Source organism: Paraconexibacter sp., assembly GCF_041602235.1.
In the GTDB taxonomy this organism is placed as follows: domain Bacteria; phylum Actinomycetota; class Thermoleophilia; order Solirubrobacterales; family Solirubrobacteraceae; genus Paraconexibacter.
Genome location: NZ_JBFIGP010000001.1, coordinates 16328 through 34457, shown reverse-complemented (window position 1 = coordinate 34457; position 18130 = coordinate 16328). Strand labels below are relative to the sequence as shown.

General features: G+C 72.7%; 10 protein-coding genes. 6 read left to right on the top strand and 4 right to left on the bottom strand.

All coding sequences use genetic code 11. The annotated features are described in order from the left end of the window. The first annotated feature begins 37 nt into the window (after nucleotides 1-37). Together ABYE80_RS00135 and ABYE80_RS00130 are read left to right on the top strand one after the other, a co-directional pair. A complete protein-coding gene (locus ABYE80_RS00135; RefSeq protein WP_372787718.1) occupies nucleotides 38-2992 on the top strand; it encodes a PD-(D/E)XK nuclease family protein in 2955 nt (984 codons plus the stop codon). Continuing rightward, the gene (locus ABYE80_RS00130; RefSeq protein WP_372787716.1) at nucleotides 2989-6612 is read left to right on the top strand and encodes a UvrD-helicase domain-containing protein; all 3624 of its coding nucleotides are present in this window, start codon (nucleotides 2989-2991) and stop codon (nucleotides 6610-6612) included. Before ABYE80_RS00135 ends, ABYE80_RS00130 begins: the two co-directional genes overlap by 4 nt. Nucleotides 6613-6618: 6 nt before the next feature. Here the strand turns inward: ABYE80_RS00130 and ABYE80_RS00125 are convergent, their stop codons facing one another. Continuing rightward, on the bottom strand, nucleotides 6619-7602 hold the full coding sequence (locus tag ABYE80_RS00125) for a YihY/virulence factor BrkB family protein (protein ID WP_372787714.1): 984 nt from the start codon (nucleotides 7600-7602) through the stop codon (nucleotides 6619-6621). A gap of 68 nt (nucleotides 7603-7670) precedes the next feature. Between ABYE80_RS00125 and ABYE80_RS00120 the strand changes: the two genes are divergently transcribed. Continuing rightward, nucleotides 7671-8198, top strand: coding sequence for a DUF6328 family protein (locus ABYE80_RS00120; protein WP_372787713.1), 528 nt, complete (start codon nucleotides 7671-7673; stop codon nucleotides 8196-8198). On the opposite strand, the gene ABYE80_RS00115 is transcribed toward ABYE80_RS00120, so the two are convergent. After that, nucleotides 8195-8704, bottom strand: a complete 510-nt coding sequence (locus ABYE80_RS00115) for a ferritin-like domain-containing protein (protein ID WP_372787711.1) — start codon at nucleotides 8702-8704, stop codon at nucleotides 8195-8197. The two genes, ABYE80_RS00120 and ABYE80_RS00115, sit on opposite strands and share 4 nt — an antisense overlap. A gap of 154 nt (nucleotides 8705-8858) precedes the next feature. Here ABYE80_RS00115 and ABYE80_RS00110 point away from each other — a divergent pair, with 154 nt between their 5' ends. The 3 genes from ABYE80_RS00110 to ABYE80_RS00100 all read left to right on the top strand — a co-directional run bounded on the left by ABYE80_RS00110 (nucleotide 8859) and on the right by ABYE80_RS00100 (nucleotide 16153). Then, complete coding sequence (locus ABYE80_RS00110; RefSeq protein WP_372787709.1) at nucleotides 8859-9812, top strand: Ku protein; 954 nt, start codon at nucleotides 8859-8861, stop codon at nucleotides 9810-9812. Nucleotides 9813-9968: 156 nt separating this feature from the next. Further along, a complete protein-coding gene (gltB, locus tag ABYE80_RS00105) occupies nucleotides 9969-14564 on the top strand; it encodes a glutamate synthase large subunit (protein ID WP_372787707.1) in 4596 nt (1531 codons plus the stop codon). A 2-nt stretch (nucleotides 14565-14566) separates the two neighbouring features. Beyond that, entirely contained in the window at nucleotides 14567-16153 is a 1587-nt protein-coding gene (locus ABYE80_RS00100; RefSeq protein WP_372787705.1) for a glutamate synthase subunit beta, read from the top strand. Nucleotides 16154-16157: 4 nt separating this feature from the next. Here the strand turns inward: ABYE80_RS00100 and ABYE80_RS00095 are convergent, their stop codons facing one another. Then, complete coding sequence (locus ABYE80_RS00095) at nucleotides 16158-17318, bottom strand: sensor histidine kinase (protein ID WP_372787703.1); 1161 nt, start codon at nucleotides 17316-17318, stop codon at nucleotides 16158-16160. Then, nucleotides 17315-17956, bottom strand: a complete 642-nt coding sequence (locus tag ABYE80_RS00090; protein ID WP_372787701.1) for a response regulator — start codon at nucleotides 17954-17956, stop codon at nucleotides 17315-17317. The genes ABYE80_RS00095 and ABYE80_RS00090 overlap by 4 nt, the downstream gene beginning before the upstream one ends. Between the last annotated feature and the right edge of the window lie 174 nt (nucleotides 17957-18130).

The window sequence follows — 18130 nt, the reverse complement described above, 5'->3', positions numbered from 1 at the left end:
CCGGTGTCGTCGGGGGCGCGTGCGACCCTGGGTGGTCGTGCCGCTCCACCTCGTCACCGGACCCGCGAACGCCGGCAAGGCCGCCGTCGTCCTCGACGCGTTCGAGGCCGCGGCACGGCGCGGTGAGGCGCCGGTCCTCGTCGTCCCGACCTACGCCGACGTCGCGCGGTACCGCCGCGAGCTCGCCGAGCGGGGCCTGGTGTTCGACGCCACGGTCGTGCGGTTCGAGGCGCTCATGGCGATGCTGGCGGAGTGCGCCGGACTGCGCGGGGAGCCCGTACGCGGCCTCGCCCGCGAACGGCTGGCGGCGGTGGCGCTGCGCCGCGCGGATCTCGGGCCGCTGGCGCCGCTCGCCTCCGCGCCCGGCTTCATCCGCGCGTTCCTGGGCCTCTGCGACGAGCTCGGGGAGCGTGCCCTGACGCCCCAGCGCGTCCAAGTCGCGATGGCGCAGTGGGCACGCGCGGAGCCGGGCCGGGCCGGGTACGCGACGGCGCTGGCGACGGGCTATGCCTCCTACCGCCGTCTGCTGGCGCGCCTGGACCGCCACGACGCCGCCGGCCGCGCGGCGGCAGCGCTGGACGCCGTCCGGGCGGACCCCGACCGTTGGGGGGGCCGCTCGGTGGCGCTGTACGGGTTCGACGACCTGACGCCGCTGCAGCTCGACGCGGCCGACGCGCTCGCCGTGCGCTGCGGCGTCGAGGTGACCGTCTCGCTGCCATCCGAGCCGGGCAGCGCGCGGGCCGCCTTCGACGGGCGTCACGGCACGATCGCGCGCCTGCGCGAGCTCGCCGGGGGCCGGGTGACCGAGCTGCCGGCGAACGCAGGCCACTACGCGCCGGGGGCCCGAACCGTGCTCCATCACCTCGAGCGCGGGTTGTTCGAGCCCGGCACGGAGCGGGCCGCGTCGCAGGACGGTGTGCTGCTCCTCCGCGGTGGGGGCGCGCGCGAGGAGCTCGAGCTCGTCGCGGCGCACGTTCGCGCGCTGCTCCGGCAGGGCCTTCCGGCGGCGGACATCGCGATCGGCGTACGGCGGCCCGAGACGGTCGCTGCCGCCCTGGAGCGCGTCATGGAGGCGGCGGGCGTCCCCGTGTCGCTGGAACGCGAGGTGCCGGTCGGCCACACGCCACCCGGCCGGGGGCTGATCGGGCTCCTGCGGGCGGCGACCGCGCCGGACGCCGTCGCGGCCGATCTCGTCGCCTGGCTGCGCACGCCAGGGTTCGTCCGCGCCACGGATGCCATCGACGCGCTGGAGGCCCATCTGCTGCAGCACGGGATCCGTGACGTCGCCGCGGCCCGCGCCCACTGGGAGAGCGGACCGCGCGGGTTCGCGCTCCGTGAGCTCGACGAGGTCGCCGACGCGGCACAGGAGAGCGGCGCGGCCCTGTGCCGGCGCCTGGTCCGCGTCCTCGAGCGTCAGCGGGCCGCCGGGCCGCCGCGCGCACCCGGGACCGCGCCCTCGCCGTCGGACACCATCGATGCGCGGGTGACCGGCCAGCTCGCCGCCGCCCTGGAGGAGCTCGCGGTGCTGGCCGGCGAGGACCCGGACCTCGTCCCCGCGCCGACCGGTCTGGCCCGGACCCTCGCCGATGTGCGCGTCGTCGTCGGCGAGCCTCCCGGGGCCGATCGCGTCGTGGTCGCCGACCCGCTGGCGCTGCGCGCGCGCCGCGTGCGTGCCCTGTTCCTCTGCGACCTGCAGGAGGGATCGTTCCCGGCCGCCGCCCGGCCCGACGCGCTGCTCGGCGACCCGGAGCGGCGGGCGATCAACGCGGCGAGCGGTCTCGGCCTGCGCATCGCCGGCCCGGACGATGCCGCGGGCCGGGAGCGCCATCTGTTCTACGCGGCGGTATCGCGCCCGGAGGGCCTGCTGGCGCTGTCGTGGCACGCGGCCGACGAGCGCGGTGACCCCTCGGTGCCCTCCCCGTTCCTGGACGAGGTCCTCGACCTGCTCCCGCAGGGGGCGCTGGAGCGTGCGGTCACGCGGCCGCTGGGGGCCGCCGGGTTCACCGGTGCGCTGGCGGCGACCGACCGCGAGCGGGCGCTGGCGGCGATCGGCGCGGGGCCGAGCACGCACCCCGCGCCCCTCACGCCGCTTTCCGATCCGGGCGTGCTGGCCGAGCTCACGGCCCGCGAGGTCTGGTCGGCGTCGAGCCTGGAGACCTGGCTGGCGTGCCCGGTGCGGTGGTTCGTCGACCGGCTGCTGCGGCCCGACGACCTGCTGCCGGAGCCCGAGCCGCTGGGCCGGGGGCGCCTGATGCACGCCGTGCTCGAGCACGTGTTCCGGGCGTTGCAGCAGGCGCGCCCGGGACCCCTGGTCCCCTCGCGGCGGGCGGAGGCGCGCCGCCTCGTGCACGAGGCACTGGACATCGTCGGTCCGGAGCACCGCCTGTCGCCCGACCCTCGACGCGACCGCATCGCCCGCCGCCGCGCCGAGGCCGACCTGCTGGCGCTGGTCGACCATCTCGCGGACGAGGAGTGGCGCTACGTCCCTACCGCCTTCGAGCTGGCCTTCGGCGGGGCGAAGGACGAGCACCCGGCGGTCGAGATCGCCCCCGGGCTCCGGCTCAGCGGCCGGATCGACCGCGTGGACGTCGAGCCCGAGGGCGCGCGGGCGGTCGTCGTCGACTACAAGGGGACGACGGCCTACGGGGCGCAGGAGTGGCTGCGCGACGCGCGCATCCAGGTGGCGCTGTACGCACGGGCACTGCCGGCCCTGCTCGACGTCGAACCGGCCGGGGCCTTCTACCAGCCGACCTCCAAGCCGCGCGATCTGCAAGCCCGCGGCGCCGAACGCGACGACGCGGCGACGGGGGTCGCCCGGCCCGCCGACGTCCTTGCGGCGGAGGAGTTCGAGACCCTGCTCGCGGACGCCACCGCCCTGGCGGTCCGAGCCGTGGACGAGATCCGCGCCGGGCGTCTGGAAGCACGGCCCGGCACGTGCGGGTTCCGCGGGGACGGATGCGCCTACCCGTCGATCTGCCGGTGCGAGGGATGACCGCCCTCTACCGGGAGGCGGACGGGCGACCGCTCGGGCGAGAAGGCCTGCTCTTCACCGAGGAGCAGGCCGTCGCGGTCACCCGCCGGACCGGACCGATGCTCCTGGCCGCCAACGCGGGCTCCGGGAAGACCGCGGTGCTGGCCGAGCGCTTCGCGCGAGCCGTCGTCGAGGACGGTGTGGAGCCCGGGGAGCTCCTGGCGATCACGTTCACCGAGAAGGCCGCCGGGGAGCTGCGCCACCGCATCCGCGCCCGGCTGTCGGAGCTCGGGGCACGGGAGGCCGCTCGCGGGACCGATCAGGCGTGGATCTCGACGATCCACGGCTTCTGCATGCGCGTGCTGCGCGCCCACGCCGCGGCGGCGGGCGTCGATCCGGCGTTCGAGGTGCTCGACGAGACGGTCGCCCGCGGCCTGCGGGCGGATGCCTTCGACGCTGCGCTGGCGGCCGTGCTCGACACCGCCGACCCCGAGACCCTGACCGTGGTCGCGACCTGGGGAGCGGATCGCCTGACCGGCGCCGTCCTCGGGATCCACGACGCGCTGCGCAGCCGTGGCGAGCGCTTCCCGACGCTGGCCGCGCCCGTCGCCCGTGGCACGATCCCCGCGGCCTGCGCGGAGCTGGACCGTACGCGCGCGGAGCTGCTAGCCGAGCTCGCCGGCGCCGGGGACGGCGTCTCCGTCCAGGCGGCCCGTGACGCGCTCGCGCGGTGTGCCGAGCTGCTGGCGGGTGGCGGGGCTCCGACCGCCGAGGACCTCGCCGCGCTGCGGTTCTCCAAGCGTGGCAACGCGCTCAAGACCGAGTCGGCGCTCGGCTATCTCGACGCGCTCTGCGCGCTCGAGGAGGCGATGGTCGACGAGGAGGCCGTCGCCCACCACGCCCTGCTCGACACGCTGCTGCGGGGGTACGTCAGCCGGTACGAGGACGCGAAGGCAGCGCGCTCGGGCGTGGACTACGACGACCTCGAACTGCTCGCGCGTGACCTCCTGCGGGACCACCCGGCGATCGCGGCGGATCTGGCCCGGCGCTTCCGGCGCGTGATGGTCGACGAGTTCCAGGACACGAACCCGCGCCAGCTCGAGCTGCTGGAGCTGCTCGGTCACGAGGACCTGTTCGTCGTCGGCGACGCCCTGCAGTCGATCTACGGGTTCCGGCACGCCGACGTCCGCGTGTTCCGGCGTGCGCAGGCAAGGCACCGGACGGCCGGCACCGAGGCGCTCCTGCGCACGAACTGGCGGACCGTGCCCGAGATCCTCAGCACGCTCAACCACGCACTCGGGACCGGGCACGAGGGCTACACGCCCCTGGTCGCCGGCCGCGGTGCTCCGCCCGTCGAGGGGCCTCCCGCCACCACCCTGCTGCTGGTGGACGCGACGACAGGGAAGGACCCGGACGAGGAGACCGCCCGGCAGGTCGAGGCCCTGACCGCCGGCCTGCCGGCGGGGACCACCGCGGCCACGGCGCTCGAGGCGCGAGCCATCGCCCGCTGGGTCCGCGAGGGGGTCGATGCCGGTCAGCACCGGCCACAGGACGTGGTGCTGCTCATGCGCGCCGCGACCGACATGCCGGTCTACGAGCGGGCGCTCGAGCTCGAAGGTCTCTCCACGCTGGCGTCCGGCGGCCGCGGCTTCTGGCTGCGCCAGCAGGTGCAGGACCTGACGGCGTGGCTGGCGGCGCTCGCCAACCCGCGGGACGGCCACGCGATGCTCTCGGCGCTCGCCTCGCCGCTGGTCGGCGTCGATGCGGACGGGCTCGCGATCATCTCCTCCGTCGCCCGCCGTCGGACCGGGGGTGACGTGTGGCGGCTGCTCCAGGACGCTTGCGCCGACGGCGCGGAGGGGCCGCTGGTCGCCGAGCTCCGGGAACGGCTCTCCGCGGAGGCCCTCGGGGTGCTGACGGCGTTCGTGGCCCACTTCGCGGAGACCCGCGACCGGCTGCCGTGGCTGGCCCTCGACGAGCTCATCGAGCGCGTGGTCGCGCGGACCGGGTACGACCGGCACGTCCTCGCCCTCCCGGGAGGGCCGCGCCGGCTGGCCAACGTGCACAAGCTGATGCGGCTGGCGGCCGAGCACGAGACGCTGGTCGGGCGTGACCTGCGGTCGTTCATCGACCGTGCGCGTGAGGAGGCGGAGGCCAAGGCACGGGAGCCGGAGGCCCCGGTCGAGCTCCCGGGTGTCCCGGCGGTCCGGCTGATGACCGTCCACGCCGCCAAGGGCCTGCAGTTCCCCGTCGTCGTCGCCTGCGACCTCGAGCGCGTTCCTCCGGCCTCGGGCCCGGACGTCCTCTCCGACGGTGACCGGGTCGGGCTGCGGGTCCCCCGCCACGGTCTCCACAGCGTGAAGGCCTTCGCGTTCGCCGAGCTCGACGCCGAGCGCGTCGCGGCGGCCGAGGCGGAGGAGCGTCGCATCCTGCACGTCGCGCTTACCCGGGCGGAGAACCGGCTCGTGATGTCCGCCGTGGTCAAGCTGGCCCAGAAGGACGGCACCTTCGAGAAAGGGCGGCCGTCGACGTGGGTCGCGGAGGGCGTGCTGGGCGTGTCGCAGCCGCCCGCGGTGCTTCGGGCCGACGGTCGCATGATCGTCGGCGCCGCCGCCGACGCCCCGGTCCGCGTCGAGGTCCGCTGGCTGGACGAGCGCGACGTGGCGGGGGTGCTGCCGTCGGTCGGCCAGCGTCCCGTCGACGGCTCCGACCACGACCTGGACCCCGACGCGGACCCGTTCGCGGCCCTGCGGCCGGTGCTCGACACGGTCGCGGTCTCCGAGACCCCGTCGCCCGCGCCCGCGGTCGAGCACCTCTCCTACTCGTCCCTCTCGCGCTACGAACGCTGCGGGCTGCGCTTCCACCTGGAGAAGATCGGCGGGCTGCGCGAGCGCGACCGCCCGGTCCAGGGGCGTGCCGCGGAAGGGCTCGACGCCCGGGCACGCGGGGCGATCGTGCACCGCGTGCTGGAGCTCCACGACCTCACCGGTCCCGGACCGGCCGCTCAGGAGGTCCTCGACGCGGCGCGCGAGTTCGAGGTCCGGGTCACCGACGACGAGGCCAGGACGTTGACGCAGTACGTGGCGCGCGCGCTCCGGACGCCGCTGATGGACCGGGTCCGCGCGGCCCGCCGCGTTCGCACCGAGGCGACGTTCACGATCCCGCTCGAGCGCGACGACGCGTCGGTCCCCGTGCTCCTGGGCGTCGTCGACCTCGTGGCCGAGGAGGCGGGGGACACCGTGCTCGTCGTCGACTACAAGACCGACCGCCTCGCGCCCGAGACGGAGCTGGAACCGGTGGTCGCCGCCGGCTACGGCATCCAGCGCACGATCTACGCGCTCGCCGCGTTGTCGGCCGGGGCCCAGCGCGTGGACGTCGCACATCTGTATCTGGATCGCCCCGAGGAACCTGCGGTGGCGACGTTCACGGTGGACGATGCGGAGCGCCTGCGGACACAGCTACGCGGGCGGGCGGCAGGGATCCTCGCCCGCGACTTCCGGCCCACGGCCGAGCCGAACCGCCGGGTCTGCGCGGGCTGTCCGGGGCGGGGAGGGCTGTGCCCGGTGCCTGTCGAGCAGACCCGGGCGGATCCGGACGCGCCACCCCGGCATGACCCGGACGGCCAGACCTCGCTCTTCTGAGTCCGCTCAGGCGTCCTGTCGTTCGGGCGCGCTCTCCAGCGGCGCCCCCGCCATGGGCGGGGGCGGTCCACCGTGCCCGGCCGCCCGCGCCCGCTCGATCGTCGCGTTGAGCTCCGCGCCGAACAAGAAGGCGTTGGCCGACAGGTAGAGCCAGAGCAGCAGGACGATCGCGGCGCCGAACGCCCCGTACGCCGCGCCGAAGCTCGAGAAGTTGCGGATGTAGATCGCGAAGCCGATCGAGGCCGCGATCCAGATGCCGACGCCGGTGGCCGACCCCGCCGTGATCCACCGCCACCGCCGGTGCTGGGTCGAGGGCGCGAAACGGTAGATCACCGAGTAGGCGAGCATCGCGGCGGCGAGCGCGACCGGGAACCGCGCGATGCCCCATACCCCCGCGGCGGTCTCCCCGAGCCCGATCGTGCCGAACAGGTCGTCGGCGATCTGGCCGCCGAGGAAGATCGCGATGACCACGACGGCGAACAGCGTGATCACGACGAGCGCCATCGTGATGTCCTGGAGCTTGCGGCGCACGAAGCCCCGGTCCTCGTCGGCCGCGAAGGCCACGTTCAGGGCGCGGCCGGCGGCACCGAACGCGCCGGATGCCCCGTTCAGCGCCAGCGCGAACGACAGCAGCAGCGCGAACCCGGCGGCGCCGCTGCTCGTCTCGATCATGTTGGAGAGCGTGTCGCGGACGACCGTGGCCGTCGAGGGATCAGCCCCGTTCTCGATCAGGTACGTGGCGGCGCGCTGGGCGAGTGACGCCTCGCCCACGAGCGACAGGATCGCGATCCCCGCCAGCAGCGACGGGAACAGGGACATCATCGCGAAGTACGTCAGCGAGGCCGCGTGGTCGGTCATGCTGTGCGACTGGTAGCTCTTGACCGTGCGCAGCAGGAGGGGCCGCAGCGCGAGGTCGCCCTCGGGGTGGTCGTGGGTCCCGGGGTCGGCCGGGCCCGCTTCACCGGCGGTGTCGTCCTCGGAGGCGCTCACACGTCGAACGTACCCAGTGTGCCCCCGGAACGTGCATCGCTGGACGATCGTCCGGGTACCCGCGGTGCATGGACACCGCCCCGGGGGACACGGCGCCGGACGAGACGGTCCACGAGCGCGACACGCGAAGGCTCGGCGAGTTGCTCGAGGAGACCCGCGTGGCGATGCCTGGGGTGCAGGTGCTGTTCGGCTTCCTGCTCGCCGTCCCGTTCCAGCAGCGGTTCACGTCGCTGTCGGATCTCGAACGCGGCATGTACATCGTCGCGCTGCTGTCGGCGGCGGCGGCGACGGCGCTGTTCATCACGCCCACGGCGGTCCACCGTCTGCGCTTCCGGCACCGCGACAAGGCGTTCACCGTGAGGATCGGCAACCGCCTGCTGATCGGGGCGCTGTCGATGCTCCTGCTGTCGATGAACAGCGCGGTCTTCGTCGTGGCCAGCCTCGTCCTGGACGGCCCCGCCCCGTGGGTGCTCACTGCTGCCAGCGCCGGGCTGTTCGTCGCGCTGTGGTTCGGCGTCGCGCTGCTGCGCCGGGAGACGGTCGGTGGGGGTGGCGGGCCCGGCGGGGGAGGGGATCCGCCGGGCCGCCGGCCCTAGGCCAGTCCGTCGGCCTCGAACTCGCGGAGGAAGCCCTCGAACAGCCGCCGGTGCCCCTCCTCGTCACGGAGGATGGCGATGACCATGTCCTCGGTCACCGGGTCGACCTCGGACGCCTCCTGGATGATCTCGTTGTAGAACTCGATCGCGCCGGTCTCGGCCTCGATGACGCCCTTGATCACGTGGGTGATGTCGGTCTGGGTCTCCGGAGGCTGGAGGTAGGTCTGCTCGGCCTTGAACTCCAGCGAGCCGGGCACGACGCCGTAGAGCTCCTTGATGCGGTTCGCGAACTGCTGCGCGTGGCCGAGCTCCTCCTGGATGTCGGCGTTGAGGCTCTCGATGATCTCCTGCGCGCGGATCCCGTCGGGGTTCACCGAGTTCGCGATGTAGCTCATCACGGTCTCGATCTCCATCCAGTAGGCCCGGGTCAGCATCTCGACGATGCGCTCACGGGCCTCGCTCTGGTCCTCGGACAGGATGCCGTGCGATGCGTTTCGGGTGGCCATGGTTGGGGTCCCTCCAGGTCGAGTTCAGCGCTACACCGTTCGAGTACCCGCCACGACGGGCATCCGAACCTGCGGCGGGGGCCGCGGGCAGGAAATCGCGCATCGGCACTTGCGGAGGTTGTCGTCGGGGCGCTTTCCGGGTAGACCTCGGACGATGCCCCGCGCGATCTGGAGCGGCGCGATCAGCTTCGGCCTGGTCACCGTCCCCGTGAAGATGTACCCGGCCGTCCGCCCGAAGTCGGTCCGCTTCAACCAGCTCGACGGCGCCGACAACGCGCGCATCAAGCAGAAGCGCGTCAACGACAGCACGGGCGAGGAGGTCCCCTACGACCGCATCGTCAAGGGGTACGAGATCTCGCCCGACCGCTACGTCGTGATCGAGCCCGCCGAGCTCGAGGCGATCCAGCCCAAGAAGACGCGCACGATCGAGATCGAGGACTTCGTCGATCTCGCGGAGATCGACCCGGTCCACTTCGACACGCCCTACTACCTCGCCCCGGCGACGGGCGGGGCGAAGCCCTACCGGCTGCTGCTCGACGCCATGAACGACACGGGGAAGGTCGCTATCGCCCGTGTGGTGCTGCGTACCAAGGAGGCGCTGGTGGCGATCCGACCGATGGCCGGCGGCGAGGTCCTCGGGTGCTCGACCATGGTCTTCGCGGACGAGATCGTCGACGCCGACGGGCTCGAGGAGGTCCCGGCCGCCGAGGAGATCAGCACCACGAAACGCGAGCTCGACGTCGCCAAGCAGCTCATCGGGTCGCTCGAGGCGGATTGGGAGCCCGGTCGCTACAAGGACAGCTACCGCGAGGAGGTCCTCTCGCTCATCGAGGCGAAGGCCTCGGGTGAGGAGATCTCGGTCGCACCCGCGTCCGAGGAGCCGACCGAGGAGGTGCCGGACCTCATGGCCGCGCTCAAGGCGTCCCTGGACGCCGTGCGCGGGGACGGGACGCCGTCCAGGTCGGCCCCCGAACGCGCGAAGACGAGCAAGGCGGCGCCCGGGAAGACCCCGGGCGGCTCCCGCGGACCGGCCAAGGCCCCTGCCGGTTCCAAGTCGCGCACCAAGAAGCCCGCCGCGCGCAAGGCAGCGGCGAAGAAGTCCGCCTGAGCAGGGACTTCGCCGGATCCCGCCCGGACGCGCCGGTGGCGACCGTCCGTCGCGGCCCCCATGCCGGACGCTTCTGAGCGGCGGTTTATCGGCCCTTGATTGCTACCCTTCGCGGCTCCGCCTCCGGGCACCCCCGCGTCCTTCCGGGAGCCTTTCATGACGATGCACCACAAGCGCCCAGCGGCCCAAGGCCTGTACGACCCTGCGAACGAGCACGACGCCTGCGGCGTCGCGATGGTCGCCCGCCTGGACAACACGCCGACCCACGAGGTCGTCGACCGCGCGCTGACGGCCCTCGAGAACCTCGAGCACCGCGGCGCCGCGGGCGCCGACGCCAAGACCGGCGACGGCGCCGGGATCCTCGTGCAGATGCCCGACGCGTTCTTCCGCGGGGTCTGCGAGTTCGAGCTCCCCGATCTCGGCCAGTACGGGGTCGCCACCTGCTTCCTGCCCCGGGACGAGGGCCTGCGGGCCAAGGTCGAGGGCCTGCTGGAGCTGAACGTGCGCGTCGAGGGCCAGATCGTCCTCGGCTGGCGCGAGGTCCCGATCGACGAGGACTTCGTCGGCACGACCGCCAACCAGTCGCGTCCGCACATCGCGCAGCTGTTCGTCGCGGCCGGACCCGGGTTCACCCACGACCAGATGGCGTTCGAGCGCAAGCTGTACGTGATCCGCCGGATCGTCGAGATCGCCGCGGGGCCGGACTTCTACGCCCCGTCGTTCTCCTCGCGCACCTGCGTGTACAAGGGGATGCTGATCTCCGACCAGGTCCGCAAGTTCTTCCCGGACCTGCAGGACGAGCGCTTCAAGAGCGCGCTCGCGCTGGTCCACTCGCGGTTCTCCACCAACACCTTCCCGTCCTGGGAGCTGGCCCACCCGTTCCGCGTGATCGCCCACAACGGTGAGATCAACACGCTGATGGGCAACATCAACTGGATGCGCGCCCGCGAGTCGCAGCTCGCCAGCGAGCTGTTCGGCGGCGACCTCCAGAAGGTGCTGCCGATCGTGCGGCTCGGCGGCTCGGACTCGGCGACGTTCGACAACGTCCTCGAGCTGCTGATGCTCGCGGGGCGGTCGCTGCCCCACGCCGCGATGATGATGATCCCGGAGGCCTACGCCGACCGGGACGACCTGCCCGAGGACCTCAAGGGCTTCTACGCGTTCCACTCCTGCTTCATGGAGCCGTGGGACGGGCCCGCGGCCGTGGCCTTCACCGACGGGCGGGTCGTCGGGGCGACGCTCGACCGCAACGGACTGCGGCCGGGACGCTGGGTCGAGACCACCGACGGGCACGTGATCCTCGGGTCCGAGACGGGCATGCTCGACATCGCCCCGCAGGACGTGAAGCGCCTGGGCCGCCTGCAGCCGGGCAAGCTCTTCCTCGTCGACCTCGAGCGCGGCCGCATCGTGGCCGACGAGGAGGTCAAGAAGGAGGTCGCCACGCAGCGTCCCTACGCGCAGTGGTTCCAGGACAACATCGTGCACTTCGACGACCTCCCGGTGAAGGAGCCGGCCGTCGAGCGCACGGAGCCGCTGCGCGCCCGTCAGCTCGCGTTCGGCTTCAGCCAGGAGGATCTCCGCGTGCTGCTCTCGCCGATGGCGGCGAAGGGCGAGGAGCCGATCGGATCGATGGGCAACGACAACGCGCTGGCCGTGCTCTCCGATCAGCGCCCGCCCCTGTACTCGTACTTCAAGCAGCTGTTCGCGCAGGTCACGAACCCGCCGATCGACCCGATCCGCGAGGCGATCGTCATGTCCCTGGGGACCGGGGTCGGCGCCGAGGGCAACCTGCTCACCGAGGCTCCGGCGCACGCCCGGCAGCTCGCGATGGACCAGCCGATCCTGCGCAACCACGAGCTCGAGACGCTCAAGCAGATCGAGCATCCGGCCTTCCGCTCGGGCACGATCGACATCACGTGGCCGATCGCAGAGGGCCCCGAGGGGATGCAGGCCCGCCTGACGAACGCCTGCGACGAGGCGCACGACCTCATCGAGGCCGGCTACAACGTCATCATCCTGACCGACCGCAACCTCGGTCGCGACCGGGCCGCGATCCCGGCGCTGCTGGCCACCGCGGCCGTCCATCACCACCTGGTGCGGGAGGGCACGCGTCTGCGGGCCGGTCTCGTCGTCGAGTCCGGCGAGCCGCGCGAGGTCCACCACTTCGCGACCCTGATCGGCTTCGGTGCGAGTGCGATCAACCCCTACCTCATGTTCGAGTCGCTCGCCGAGCTGCAGGACGAGGGCAAGCTCGGCACCGAGAGCGTCGAGGAGGCCGAGAAGCAGGTCGTCAAGGCGATCGGCAAGGGGCTGCTCAAGACGATCTCGAAGATGGGCATCTCGACCATCCAGTCGTACTGCGGCGCGCAGATCTTCGAGGCCGTCGGGCTCGAGAAGCAGCTGGTGGAGCGCCACTTCACCGGGACCGCGTCGCGCATCGGCGGCGTCGGCCTCGACGTGCTCGCGCAGGAGGCCCTGGACCGTCACGACCGCGGGTACCGCTGGGACGGCACGTCGGACGACGACGAGCTGCTTCCCGTGGGTGGCGTCTACGCGTGGCGCCGCGACGGCGAGCACCACATGTGGAACCCGCAGACCATCGCGTTGCTGCAGCACGCCGTCCGCACGGGCGACGAGAAGGACGCCCGCGAGAAGTACCAGGAGTACGCGGAGGCGGTCAACGACGACGCGACCCGCAAGGCCACGCTGCGCGGCCTGCTGACGTTCCGCTCCGACGTCGAGCCGGTGCCACTGGACGAGGTCGAGCCTGCGGTGGAGATCGTGAAGCGCTTCGCGACCGGCGCGATGTCGCTCGGGTCGATCTCCACGGAGTCGCACGAGACGCTGGCGATCGCCATGAACCGCCTCGGCGGCAAGTCGAACACCGGTGAGGGCGGCGAGGACCCGCGCCGCTTCAACCGCGACGAGAACGGCGACCTGCGCCGCTCGGCGATCAAGCAGGTCGCCTCAGGCCGCTTCGGTGTCACCGCCCACTACCTGGTCAACGCCGATCAGCTCCAGATCAAGATGGCCCAGGGCGCCAAGCCCGGCGAGGGCGGGCAGCTGCCCGGCCACAAGGTCGACAAGTACATCGGCTCGGTGCGGCACACGACTCCGGGGGTCGGACTGATCTCCCCGCCGCCGCACCACGACATCTACTCGATCGAGGACCTCAAGCAGCTCATCTACGACCTGCGTTGCGCCAACCCGAAGGCCTCGGTGAGCGTGAAGCTCGTGTCCGAGGTCGGGGTCGGCACGGTCGCTGCCGGCGTGGCCAAGGCGAACGCCGACCACGTCGTCATCGCGGGTCACGACGGCGGCACCGGCGCATCGCCCCTGAGCTCGATCGTGTCCGCCGGCGTCCCGTGGGAGATCGGCCTCGCCGAGACCCAGCAGACGCTGCTGCTCAACGACCTGCGCAGCCGGATCACCGTCCAGACGGACGGGCAGCTCAAGACCGGTCGCGATGTCGCGATCGCCGCGCTGCTCGGTGCGGACGAGATGGGCTTCTCGACCGCTCCGCTGATCGCCACGGGCTGCATCATGATGCGCGCCTGCCACCTCAACACCTGCCCGGTGGGCATCGCCACGCAGGACCCGGAGCTGCGCAAGCGCTTCGAGGGCCAGCCGGAGCACGTCGTGAACTTCTTCTTCTTCGTCGCCGAGGAGCTGCGGGAGATCATGGCGTCGCTGGGCGTGCGGACGTTCGAGGAGATGATCGGCCGCAGCGACCTGCTCGTCGCCGACGACGCGATCGAGCACTGGAAGGCACGGGGCGTCGACCTGACGCACATCCTGCATCGCCCGCAGATGCCCGAGGGCGCGCCCCTGCGCCGGATCGAGGCTCCGCCGTCGGTGCTCGACGACGCTCTGGACCATGAGCTCATCGCGCAGGCGGCTCCCGCCATCGAGCGCGGTGAGGCGGTCCAGATCGCGGTCGACGTGCGCAACGTCAACCGCTGCGTCGGCGGCATGCTGTCCTCGAAGGTCGCGGAGACCCACGGCGCCCAGGGGCTCCCGGACGGGAGCATCTGCGTCGACTTCACGGGCTCCGCGGGGCAGAGCTTCGGCGGCTGGCTCGCGCCCGGCGTCGTGTTCACGCTGCACGGGGACGCCAACGACTACACCGGCAAGGGCCTCAGCGGTGGCACCCTCGCCGTCCGCCCCGTCCACGGGGTGACGTTCGACCCGAAGGACAACGTGATCGTCGGCAACACGGTCCTCTACGGGGCGACCGCGGGCAAGGCGTTCTTCCGTGGGCTCGCCGGCGAGCGCTTCTGCGTGCGCAACTCCGGCGCGTCCGCCGTCGTCGAGGGCGTCGGCGATCACGGCTGCGAGTACATGACCGGTGGTCGGGCCGTCGTGCTGGGCCCCACGGGCCGGAACTTCGCCGCCGGCATGTCGGGCGGCCTCGCGTTCGTCTTCGACGAGTTCGGCGGGTTCAGGCACCGGATCAACCCGTCGATGGTCGATCAGATCGAGGCGCTCGACGAGGCCGACCTCATCGAGGTGCGTGAGCTCGTCGAGGAGCACATGCAGCGCACGGGATCGACCGTCGCGGAGCGGATCCTGAACGACTGGGCGACGCTGTCGCAGAAGTTCGTGAAGGTCTTCCCGACGGACTACAAGCGCGTGCTCGCCGAGCTCGCCGAGCAGGAGGATGCCAATGCGTCGCCCGACGCCGACGAGTTCGACGCCGAGGCGGCCGAGGTCATCGGCTCACCGGACCTCCGCGCCGGGGAGGGGGAGTAGCCATGGGTGAGCTCGGAGCCTTCCTCAAGATCGAGCGCTCGAACGTCAGCTACGACGATCCTGCCCAGCGGCTCGGGGACTACAAGGAGTTCCTGACCCCCCGGCCCGTCGAGGAGGTCGCGCAGCAGGGCGCGCGCTGCATGGAGTGCGGCGTGCCGTTCTGCCACAACGGCTGTCCGCTCGGGAACCTGATTCCGGACTGGAACGACCTCGTCTACCGCGGGCGGATGCAGGACGCCATCCGCCAGCTGCACGCGACCAACAACTTCCCCGAGTTCACCGGACGGCTGTGTCCGGCGCCGTGCGAGGCCGCCTGCGTGCTCGAGATCCGTGAGGGTGACGCGGTCACGATCAAGCAGGTCGAGAACACGATCATCAACACGGCCTGGGACAACGGCTGGGTCGTGCCGGAGCCGCCCGAGGTCGAGACCGGACGCACCGTCGCCGTCGTCGGTGCCGGGCCCGCCGGGTTGGCGGCCGCGCAGCAGCTCCGACGCGCGGGTCACACCGTCACCCTGTTCGAGCGCGACGAGTCGCCCGGTGGGCTCATGCGGTTCGGCGTGCCGGACTTCAAGATCGAGAAGTCCGTCATCGAGCGTCGCGTCGAGCAGCTCCTCGCCGAGGGCGTGGATCTCCGCTGTGGCGTCGAGGTCGGCAAGGACGTGTCGGTCGAGCAGCTGCGCGCGGACCACGACGCGGTCGTCCTGACGATCGGCTCCCGGGTCCCTCGCGATCTCCCGGTGCCCGGTCGCGAGCTGGACGGCATCCACTCCGCGATGGACTACCTCTACGTCCGCAACCGCTGGGTCGCCGCGACGCAGCCGGACCAGCCCGCGCCGCGCGCCCAGGCTCCCGAGCCGGCGGCGATCACCGCGAAGGGCAAGCACGTCGTCGTGATCGGCGGCGGGGACACCGGCGCGGACTGCGTCGGCAACTCGCTCCGGGAAGGCGCCCTGTCGGTCACGCAGCTCGAGCTGCTGCCGGAGCCCCCGGTCAAGCGCCCGGACGACCGCACGCCGTGGCCGCTGTGGCCGCAGAAGTTCCGGCTCTCCTACGCGATGGAGGAGGCCCAGGCGGTCGACAAGGGCGAGCAGGACTTCTCGGTCGTCACGACCGAGTTCACCGGTGAGGACGGCAAGGTCGCCGCCCTGCGGATCGCCGACGCGCAGCCCGCGCCGCCGTTCGGTCCCGTCCCGGGTACCGAGCGCGAGCTCAAGGCGGACCTGGTCCTGCTGGCCATGGGCTTCCTGCACCCCGAGCCCGAGGTCGTCGACGCCCTCGGCCTGGCGAAGGACCCGCGTGGCAACGTGAAGGCCCCGACCTACGAGACGTCCGAGCAGGGCATCTTCGTCGCGGGCGATGCTCGTCGCGGGCAGTCGCTGATCGTCTGGGCGATCAACGAGGGCCGCCAGGCCGCGCGCATGGCGGACCGGTACCTGCACGGCCTGGGCATCGACGCGGGGCATCCGAGCGACGAGCCCTACGCGGGACAGCACGATCAGGCGGACGCCGGTGAGGTCCAGGGCGACAGCGGCGCCGAGCCGCCGTTGCACGCGGGCCCGGGCCTCGGGTCCGCGAAGAACGGCTAGCGCCTCAGTCCGGAGCGGGCAGCCACACGTCGACGCGCGTGCCCGCGCCGGCGGCGCTGGCGACCTCCAGTCGTCCGCCGAGCGCCTCCGCGCGCTCGGCGCAGGACGCCAGCCCGATGTGGCCCTGCACGGTCGCGTCGCGGGCCCTGTCCGGGTCGATGCCGACGCCGTCGTCGTGCACGCGGATGACCACGCCGTCGTCCCGCGGGAAGATGCTCACCCCGATCGTCGTGGGGTCGGCGTGCCGCACCGCGTTGGTCATGAGCTCACGGGTGATCGCGAAGACCGTCTCGTCCCGCGACGCCGCCGCGTCGTCGTCGACCGCGATCTCCCAGGCGACCTCGGGGGCCTGCGTGCCGAACCGCTCGGCGACGGCCTGCAGTGCTGCGGTCAGGCCCGCGTGGCGCAGCAGTTGCGGGTGCAGGTCGAAGATCGCGTCGCGGAGCTGGGACACGGTGCGGTCGAGTCCCGTCCGCACGAGCGCCAGGTCGGGCTCCGCGCCACCGTCGGCCCCTCCGAGCGCCTGCCGGGCGGCCAGCAGGTTCTGGATGGCGTCGTCGTGCAGGGATTCCGCCAGGCGCCGGCGCTCGCGCTCCTCGGCCTCCAGGGCCCGGGCGACGAGTTGCCCCCGCTCGTCGGAGAGCGCCAGGATCTGCTCCTGCCGGCGTGCCAGGACAGCGCTCAGGAGCATGGAGGCCAGCGCGAGCCAGGCGAAGTACACGGTCTGGGTGATCTCGACCTCGATCGCGTCGGAGCGCGCATCGGGGTAGGTGGTGGTCGCCACGAGGTAGCAGCTCAGGGCCGCCGCCGAGGCGATGGCCGTCCCGCGGGGACCCTGCAGGAAGGCGGCCGCGACCGGCACCATGAAGAACCCGTAGCGCAACTGGGAGAACGGCCCGCCGGAGGTGTACGTCAGCAGCCCCAGGAGCAGCAGGTCGACGCTCGCGGTGACGCGACCCGGAGGTCGTCGCCGTGGCGCCGAGAACGCCGCGGCGGCCGCGAGGACCGCGTAGACCACCGCGAGGACGAGGATCACCCGGAACGCCCCGCTGCGGGCGTCCGGGTGCTCGATGAGCCGCTCGCCCGCGAGGAACACCGGGAGCGCGGCCAGCCGGACCAGTGCGATCACCCGCGTCGGGTGGTCGAGCAGGGCCGTCAGGGTCATTCGAGCAGGCCGCGCCGCATCGCCTCGGCCACCGCTGCGGCCCGGTCGGAGACCCCGAGCTTCTCGTAGAGGCTCTGCAGGTGTCCTTTGACGGTGGCGGGGGAGAGGTAGAGCCGCTTCCCGATGTCCGGGGCGCTGTGGCCCTCCGCCACGAGCGCGAGGACCTCCTGCTCGCGCGGCGAGAGCGCCGTGCGGCTGACCGCGCCGCGGGTGCGGATCTCCTGCGCGATCCCAGCCTGGATCTCGGGAGCGAGCACGGTCTCCCCGCGGGCCACGGCCGCGATCGTGTCGCAGACCCGCTCGCGGTCGGCGTCCTTGGAGAGGTACGCCTCGGCGCCCGCCGCGACCGCCTCGTAGGCGATGGCGCCGTCGAGGAACGCGCTCAGCAGGACGACCCTGACCGGCGACTGCGCGCGTCGCAGCGCGGCGAGCACCTGCAGGCCGTCGAGGTCCGGCAGCTTGAGATCGAGCACCACCACGTCGGGAGCGAGCTCGCGGATGCGGTCGAGCGCCGCCCGTCCGGTCGCCGCCTCACCCACGAGCTCGAAGTCGGGCCGCTCGCGGATCGTCGCGCTCAACGCCTCGCGGAACAGCGGGTGATCCTCGGCGATCACGATCCGGGTGCGCGCGGACGGCATGCGGCAAGACTACGCACGACGTCGGCCCGCCGGACCGGCGCCGATCGGCTCCCCTCCGATCGGACCTCCCGGTCGCACCGGCGATTCCCCCGGCCGTCCGGTGGCACGTCACGGCCTCGACGTTCACCCTGGATCCGTGCGCTGACCCGACCTCCGCCCCGGTGCGACGCCGTC